Source organism: Yersinia aldovae ATCC 35236 (assembly GCF_000173735.1).
GTDB classification, from domain to species: Bacteria; Pseudomonadota; Gammaproteobacteria; order Enterobacterales; family Enterobacteriaceae; genus Yersinia; species Yersinia aldovae.
This window is the reverse complement of record NZ_ACCB01000114.1, coordinates 1-508: the sequence shown is the minus strand read 5'-3', so window position 1 is coordinate 508 and position 508 is coordinate 1. Positions and strand designations below refer to the sequence as shown.

Here is a 508-nt window from a genome sequence, read left to right as displayed (position 1 = left end):
AGGTAAGGAGGTGATCCAACCGCAGGTTCCCCTACGGTTACCTTGTTACGACTTCACCCCAGTCATGAATCACAAAGTGGTAAGCGCCCTCCCGAAGGTTAAGCTACCTACTTCTTTTGCAACCCACTCCCATGGTGTGACGGGCGGTGTGTACAAGGCCCGGGAACGTATTCACCGTAGCATTCTGATCTACGATTACTAGCGATTCCGACTTCATGGAGTCGAGTTGCAGACTCCAATCCGGACTACGACAGACTTTATGTGGTCCGCTTGCTCTCGCGAGTTCGCTTCACTTTGTATCTGCCATTGTAGCACGTGTGTAGCCCTACTCGTAAGGGCCATGATGACTTGACGTCATCCCCACCTTCCTCCGGTTTGTCACCGGCAGTCTCCCTTGAGTTCCCACCATTACGTGCTGGCAACAAAGGATAAGGGTTGCGCTCGTTGCGGGACTTAACCCAACATTTCACAACACGAGCTGACGACAGCCATGCAGCACCTGTCTCAC

At 53.0% G+C, this 508-nt stretch carries 1 rRNA gene; it reads right to left on the bottom strand.

What is annotated here, in order from left to right:
- Positions 1-3: 3 nt before the first annotated feature.
- Positions 4-508, bottom strand: a 16S ribosomal RNA gene (locus YALDO0001_RS19475); the annotation flags it as partial.